The organism is Syntrophomonas sp. UBA5494, assembly GCF_002426325.1.
The window spans coordinates 1-7,509 of record NZ_DIPG01000121.1 but is presented as its reverse complement, the minus strand read 5'-3'; the positions used below and the strand labels follow the sequence as shown (position 1 = coordinate 7,509).

Annotated in this window: 6 protein-coding genes and 1 tRNA gene; 3 read left to right on the top strand and 4 right to left on the bottom strand. The window is 47.9% G+C overall.

Annotation, left to right across the window (positions count from 1 at the left end; all coding sequences use genetic code 11):
* Positions 1 to 762: ABC transporter permease subunit (locus B3W37_RS13245; RefSeq protein WP_483176108.1), on the top strand; the 762-nt coding region annotated here is incomplete at its 5' end.
* A gap of 64 nt (positions 763 to 826) precedes the next feature.
* Here B3W37_RS13245 and B3W37_RS13240 read toward each other — a convergent pair.
* From B3W37_RS13240 to B3W37_RS13225, 4 genes are all read right to left on the bottom strand, one after another.
* Positions 827 to 1,513 carry a formate dehydrogenase subunit gamma gene (locus B3W37_RS13240; protein WP_483170987.1) on the bottom strand — a complete coding sequence of 229 codons (687 nt, stop codon included), beginning with the start codon at positions 1,511 to 1,513 and terminating at the stop codon, positions 827 to 829.
* Positions 1,513 to 2,322, bottom strand: a complete 810-nt coding sequence (locus B3W37_RS13235) for a 4Fe-4S dicluster domain-containing protein (protein ID WP_483170988.1) — start codon at positions 2,320 to 2,322, stop codon at positions 1,513 to 1,515. Before B3W37_RS13235 ends, B3W37_RS13240 begins: the two co-directional genes overlap by 1 nt.
* 2 nt (positions 2,323 to 2,324) lie before the next feature.
* Positions 2,325 to 5,528 (bottom strand): formate dehydrogenase-N subunit alpha, encoded by a 3,204-nt coding sequence (gene fdnG, locus B3W37_RS13230; RefSeq protein WP_483176107.1) that lies wholly within the window; start codon positions 5,526 to 5,528, stop codon positions 2,325 to 2,327.
* 450 nt (positions 5,529 to 5,978) lie between these two features.
* A tRNA-Trp gene (locus B3W37_RS13225) sits at positions 5,979 to 6,054 on the bottom strand.
* 330 nt (positions 6,055 to 6,384) lie between these two features.
* Here B3W37_RS13225 and B3W37_RS13220 point away from each other — a divergent pair.
* Positions 6,385 to 7,164: an alpha/beta fold hydrolase gene (locus tag B3W37_RS13220; RefSeq protein WP_481039100.1), complete on the top strand. Its 780-nt coding sequence runs from the start codon at positions 6,385 to 6,387 to the stop codon at positions 7,162 to 7,164.
* Positions 7,157 to 7,509 (top strand): hypothetical protein (locus B3W37_RS13215; RefSeq protein WP_483176106.1); only part of this gene is annotated, 353 nt, incomplete at its 3' end. The genes B3W37_RS13220 and B3W37_RS13215, both read left to right, overlap by 8 nt.

Genomic DNA, 7,509 nt, shown 5'->3' with positions numbered 1-7,509 from the left:
TATGTGATCGGGGTTATTTTGAACCGGGTAAAAGGGAAAGAAATGATCACCACTATCATTATCGGTTTTTTGTTCAATAGCGTCTATCAGCTCATATTTTTAGTGGGGTTCGGAAGCGTTATCCCGGTTTTAAATGAGGAAATAATTCTTACCCGGGGGATTGGAGTAAGAAACACAGTGGATCTGGGTATGTACCGCAATACCATCGACAAGCTGTGGCTGTTTGAAATCGGCAATTTGGAAATACCCTTTTTCATGATATTAGTAGTGCTTATATTTGCTGCCATGATATTTTACATTTTGCACACCCGCTTCGGGCAGGAGGTCAAAGCCATAGGTTCCAGCACCCAAACCAGTGAAGTGCTGGGGATCAATACCCAGGCAGTAAGAATAAAAGTGATCATCCTCTCCACCGTCCTGGCAGCCCTGGGCCAACTGGCATATTTACAGAACATCGGCATGTTTGATGTCTATACCGCCCATCTGACCAACGATATCATCTCCTGTGCGGCTCTCCTGGCCGGTGGGGCCAGTATAAAGCATGCCAAAATCAGGCATGCTCTGGTGGGGGTATTTCTATTCCATACTCTGTTTATCGTTTCGCCCCAGGCCGGACAGAATTTATTTCATAATGCGGCCCTGGGGGAATATTTCCGCAGTTTTGTGGCCTATGGCACAATCGCGTTTGCTCTGATTATCAATGTCAGAAATGAGAATCAGTATAAAAGGGTTAATCAAACTATTTCAGCACCCTACAAATAATGACTTTATGCAGCTGATTGGTTAGAAAGGGGGTCAGTCACCCCCTCCTGCCCGATTGAATCTGTTATTGCTCAGCTTTTATTTTGTCCCCATAAGTCTCATCATACCAGATGGCATGGTGATGTTTGGCCCAATCTGCTCTAACAGTGCCTTTCCACATACCCCAGAAGGACTCGCCTGATCCAGGATGGAAGGAACCCAGATAACCATGCATGCATACCATTACGGTGGAGAAAATCATAGCTAGATCATGAACGGGGTAAGAAAGTTTCACCAGCCAAACCGGGAATATGGATGGAAACCACATGATATAGCCGCTCAATACCAGCAGTACAACCATGGTCGGAGTGATTACCGAGTTGCCCTTTTCACCGCCATTGAATCTGGTCTGAGGAGGAACTTTAACCGGGAAGCCCAGGAACTCCAAGGGGAAAATAAGAATAAACTTAAGGTCGTTAATGCCAAAACGAAGAATGTCCTTGATCCAGGCGATCAAGCCTTTAAAACCAAAGGTAGCGCCAAAGATTAGCATGATGGTCATACCAACGGCTGCAATTCGGTGCACCAATCCGGCCCCACGGTAACCGCCGAAAATAGCCGCCAACCAGTCTATACCGCCCAGGAATAAGGCCAGTCCGGTAAAAAGACAGAGCAAAAAGGTCACGGTATGACCCCAGTGGGTGATACGAGCCACGGCATTAAACCTTTCTACGCGTGGCACATCGTCGCGATATTTGGGAATCCATTGCATTACTCATGACCTCCTTCCTGGTGGTCTCCATTTTTGTTGGCCATTAACCGGGTGGTTACAAAACTGATTGTAGAACCCGCCAAGGCGATGGGAATGAGCCAGCCGGCATAGGGCTGGACCCAATCCTGCCATACCCAAGTGCTGGTCGATACTTTGGGGTCAACCGGCAAATCAAATTTATCCGGTGTATCAGTCAAAACATATAATTTGTTGGTGCCTGTGCCCAGTTCTACTTTTCCGTAAACGGTAGCCCGGGGGAAGCCGTTGGCTCGCAGGTACCTGGCTCTTTCTTCGGCTACAACCAACAATTCATCCCGGTAGCCAAAAGTCAAGGCCCCGCTCGGACAGGTTCTGGTGCAGGCTGGCTTTAGACCCTCCGCCACTCTCTCATAACACAGGGTGCACTTGGTAATGGTATCTGTAGTTTTCCGATACTTGGGTACTCCAAAGGGGCATGCATAGGAACAATACTGGCAACCGATACACTTGTCCGGATCTTGAATAGTGGCGCCCCATTCAAGTTTTGAAAGGGCTTTTTTAGGACACACCTTTACGCATACAGGATCGATACAATGCATGCACTGCCACTTCAAGAAGTTCCAACGCACCCCATCCACCGGGTCATCATGCTCATTAAAACGCATTATGGTATAGGTGTTGCCGTTCAGATCCTCTATGGTCTGGTAACTTCCCTTAAATTTACCAATTTCGTTGACGGATAATTGATTGGTATCTTTACAGGCAATTACACAGCCACGGCAGGCTGTACATTTACTGACATCGTATAAATTAGTCATTAATCTTGCCATATCTAAGCCCTCCTTATATCGCAGAGGTAGGCTTTGTACTCGGGTATCATAGTGTTGGCATCGCCTATATGCGGAGTCAAACGATTGGCCGGATCTCCGGTTACATAACCCTTGAAGCCAAAGTGCCAGAGAGCTCCTACCATATGCATTTCCTTACCGTTAACTATGAACGGTTTTATGCGCTTGGTAACGCAGGCTACAGCTTCAATATCGCCACGGGTAGACGCAACCATAACCTTATCACCGCTTTTAATGCCCTTTAAGCGGGCTAATTCCTCGCTGATTTCTACAAACATGCTCGGCATCACTTCAGCCAGCCAGGGCAGGTTGCGAGTCAGTGCACCAGTTTGCCAGTGTTCTACAACCCGGTAGGTAGTAGCGATAAATGGATATTTATCGGTCGTCCCCAGTTTATCAGGTTCCCAAACCTTGGCGGCCGGGTTAAGGGATTGACTACTCATTAAGTTGTCAACTGGACTTTCCCAGGGTTCGTAATGCTCAGGGAAGGGACCATCCTTGAAAGATCCCCTGGTGGCAAACAAACACCCCGTTCCTTCTGGTCTCATCAGGAATGGAACCGCTTTATCAGGGGGAGCGGTCTTGGTACAATCGGGAACGTCATCACCGACCCAGCTGCCTACTATTTCAGGTTTTAATGGATCGGAAATCTTGGTTGCATCCCAGCGAATCAAAACGCGTTCATCATCACCCGGCCAGGGGGTAACACCGTCTGGTTGAATGGAACAGCGGTTGTATACTATTCTCCGGTTTACCGGCCAACACCAGGCCCAATTAGAAAAGAGGCCCAGTCCTGTGGCGGAATTGTCTTTGTTATCACGTTTCTGCGGTTTATATAATAGTGATCCATCTGGTTTATTGGTCATCTGACCACAGTAAACCCAGTTGCCGGAAGCAGTGCTGCCGTCATCGGCCAATTTAGCAAAACCATCAATCGGTTTACCATCAGCTACAGTATAACCATTGATTTCGAGGCCTACTTGGATAGGCTCAGGTTCTTCACCATGGCCGTATTCCCAGGTCATATTTATAATGGGTTCGTCTTCTGCCCGGGTGCTGCTCTTGTAAAGTTCTTTGACTTTCTGGGCTATTTTGTCAATCATCCACAGGTCTGACTTGGACTCACCCAGAGGTTCTGCGCCTTTCCAGCGGTATTGTACCCAACGGCTGGTGGAAGCGGCCGTACCTTCTTTTTCATAGACGGCACAGGCGGGCAGGAAGAAAACTTCGGTAGCGATGTCCTGGGGCGCTATTTTGTCCATATGGAAATTACCGCCATGAGGTCTTTCCCAGGCCTTATAGCTCCAGAATTCAGACGTTTCATTTACCCACAGGTCAACGCTGACCATCCATTTCAACTTGCTTAAGCCAGTTTGCTCTTTATTGGCATTGGGTCCGCCCACCACCGGGTTGGAACCCATAACGAACAAACCGTCTATTTCACCTTTGTTCATGGCTTCAAACAGGGCGATATGGGAATAGTTTTTCTTTTCGTCGCGTTTGGGCAAATAGTGGTAGGCAAAATCATTTTCAGCTTGGCATGCCTCTCCATACCAGGCCTTAAGCATGCTGACTACCCACTTCGAAGTATTAATTTTGAATCCTGAATTAGGAATACCAGCTTTAACAGCGGCCCGGAATTCCTCCATTGTTGCGGCAGGAAGCCTGGCAGCGCCGGGAGTCACTGTTTTCAAAAAAGAGAGTAGATCTTTGTTGGCTGCAGTGTTCATGGGGCTGTCGATATAACCGGGAATAATATGGAACAATAAGGCCATATCGGTTCCTCCCTGAACATTGTTTTCACCCCGCAGAGCATTGATGCCTCCACCGGGACGTCCCATGTTGCCAAGCAGCATTTGGAGGTTAGCAAACGATTTCACGTTTTGGCTGCCTACCGTATGCTGAGTAATTCCCATCGCATAGTTGACACATCCCACTTTGTCAGGCGCCCCCGTGCTGCAGTAGAGTTTTAAGACTTCAAGGTATTTGGCTTTGGGAGTACCGGTGATCTTGACTACGGTATCAATGTCATAGCGAGAATAATGTTTGGCCATGAGTTGGAACACGCACCGGGGATGAGCCAGAGTAGCATCTTTCAAAATAGTAGTGCCGTCGGCATCATACTGATAGTCCCAGGTGGCATTGTTATAACTGCGTTTAGCCGCGTCATACCCACTGAAGAGACCGTCTTTAAAATCATATCCATCGGCAATAAGATAAGAAGCATTCGTGTATGCGGTTACATATTCTTTATGATAGAGGTTATTCTGGATGATATAGTTGAGCATGCCGCTCAGGAACGCTATATCGGTTCCCGGGCGTATAGGGGCGTAGAGGTCGGCTAAAACTGAGGTACGGGTATAACGCGGATCAACATGAATAATCTTTGTACCCCGCAACTTCCGGCCTTCAGCCAGCCATTTTATACCGATGGGGTGGTTTTCAGCCATGTTGCTGCCCATAATCAGAGCCACATCAGAATTTTTCAGGTCGCCCATGTGGTTGGTCATGACACCCCGGCCAAATGCTGGTGACAATCCTGCCACCGAAGGGGAGTGTCAGATACGCGCCTGGGTTTCAAGATAGACCATACCCAGGGAACGCGCCAGTTTGCTCCACAGATAGGCTTCTTCATTATCCAAAGCCGATCCGCCTATGGAGGCAATTTTTTCGGTACGATTAACGATAATTTCGCTGCCATTGGCTATTTTCTCTTTATGGATGAAGCTGCTGTCCCGGGTTTCCTTGATCTTCTCAGCAATTCTATCAATCGTCCATGCCCAATCTTTTTCTTCCCACTTTTCGCTTCCAGGTGCGCGGTATAGAGGTTTGGTAGCACGCTTGGGGTTGGGAACCTGTTTGTGGGTTGTTTCATCATAGATTTCCCTCAGGTTAAACAAAGCTGAACCTTTGGCACAGGCATTACCGCGATTGATGGGATTATCCGGATCTCCCTCAACGCTGAGTAGTTTCACAAAATTGCCAGCCGCATCCCGTTCTGAATAAATTAGAAGACCGCATCCTGAACCACAGTAGGGGCAAATGGTGGGAACTCCTTTAACATTCTTAATGCGCAGACTTCTGACTGCTGCGGCTGTGGGTTTTAGGTCGAAGCCTAAATCCGCTGCGACCATTGCTGTTGCGCTGGCACCAGTTACCTTTAAGAACTGTCTGCGGGTAATCTTCATCGTAACAAGATCCTCCTTTCCATGGATAGTAACCTGTTATTGGGATATTGTGTGGGATTAGCCGGTCAACCCGCCGATTGCTACGGTTGCGGCCACGATTATTACCGGCCTCATCGATAAATAGGTTTCATAATGGGCTGCCGGCAATTGTCAGACCTCTGATATTCGTCCGTTTCATGCCTCCTTTATCTTAAAAACAAGTAGTCGGGTATGATTTATAATAATTTAAAAGTATGGAGATTTTATGAAGACATTCCGCGCAATTGAACAGCGGAGTCGAGGGTAATTTTATATGTGATGGAGCTTGTGTAGGGGCCTGCATTAAGGCAGAAAAATACTAAGTAAATGATCAGGCGGCTGAAGAGGTTGTACATCGGGTCATAAATGAGGTTAACCGCGTGTAAAAGACAAAAATAATAGGGCTTAAAAAGCCCTATTTTTTCATATAAATGGCAGGGGAGAGAGGAATCGAACCCCCAGCCCTCGGTTTTGGAGACCGATGCTCTGCCAATTGAGCTACTCCCCTGCGTTTGTCGCAAGACATATTCTAACACATGTTTACGCCCGATTCAAGGGAAATACCTCAAGCCCGAAAACCACCTTCCTTAGCCCGCCCCTGAAATTATTGGAAATAAGCCCAACTGTCTCATAAAAAAAGGTATAATATGTGCAGAATAAAACCGGACAGGGTTACCTTTACGGTTTTGAGGGACAATATAACCATCTCAAGAGCATAAATTAAATCCGCAGGTCAATGACAGATATTACAAATATGCACATAGTTATTAATAAAATTGTATAATGTTTTATCAGAGCGATTGATCCTGTTTTTGATGCTTTTTAAGGAGTTAATTGATTGTTTGTTGAAGTAAACGGGCAGAAGGTTCATTTCAAGGTGTCAGGTCAAGGCCGGGATATGGTTTTGCTTCATGGCTGGGGCGCCAACTTGTCGCTGATGAACCCCTTGCACAAGCATTTTGAACGCTATTTTCGCACCTTTTCTGTGGATCTGCCGGGTTTTGGCCTGAGCGACCAACCGCCCCGGAAGTGGGGGATGGCCGAATACGCCTCGTTGGTAAAAGGGTTCCTGCACAACCAGGGTATAGAACGCCCCATTTTACTGGGTCATTCCTTTGGCGGCAAGGTGTCCATTTTTCTCGCCGCACAGCAGCAGCCGATCCATAAACTCATCCTGGTGGATAGTTCCGGCATCGTACCCCAGAGAGATTTGAAATACTACTTCAAGATCTATTCATATAAAATGGCCCGCCGTTTCATGGAGTTGCCCGGGCTTAAACCCCTGTTTCACCGCCGTCTGGAGGAACTGAAAAACCGCTCTGGCTCCGAAGACTACCGCAATGCCAGAGGGGTGATGCGTGAGACCCTGGTTAAAGTGATAAATGAGGACTTGACTGCTATGCTGCCCCAGATCAAGGTTCCTACATTATTGATGTGGGGTGCGGACGATACTGCCACGCCGGTGGCGGACGGGCGCTTGATGGAGCAGCTGATAGCCGACGCGGGGCTGGTTGTGCTGGATAATGCCGGCCATTACTCTTACCTGGATCGTCTCCCCGATTTTTTACATATCACCGGGCAGTTTTTAAAGGAAGATATGGAGAGCAAAGATGCATAGCGGCACCATTTTGGCCACGGCCGTTTTAGTTCCCTGGCTGCTGTACACCATTCTGAAAATCAATAAAGCGGCGCATTATTTGCAATTGAGCGGTTACTTCAGCGGGCGCTACTTGCGCTGGGTGATGAGCAACCTGCAGCGGGTGATGGGCTGGCCGGATTTGCTGCCTCTCGCGGCTGTTTTGCTGCTGTGGGCGCGGCAGAGCACCCTGGCCTATTTTATCTGGGGCTTGATCTATTTGATGATTGCGGTGGCCCTGTATAACAACCAGCGTCAGACCGGGGCCAAAAAGAAAATGGTTTACACCAGCCGGCTCAAGCGGCTGTTGATTCTGGCCGCCATATT

Coding starts and splice junctions, on each gene's coding strand:
- B3W37_RS13240 (WP_483170987.1), bottom strand. CDS start 1,513: ATGCAATGGATTCCCAAATATCGCGACGATGTGCCACGCGTAGAAAGG.
- B3W37_RS13235 (WP_483170988.1), bottom strand. CDS start 2,322: ATGGCAAGATTAATGACTAATTTATACGATGTCAGTAAATGTACAGCC.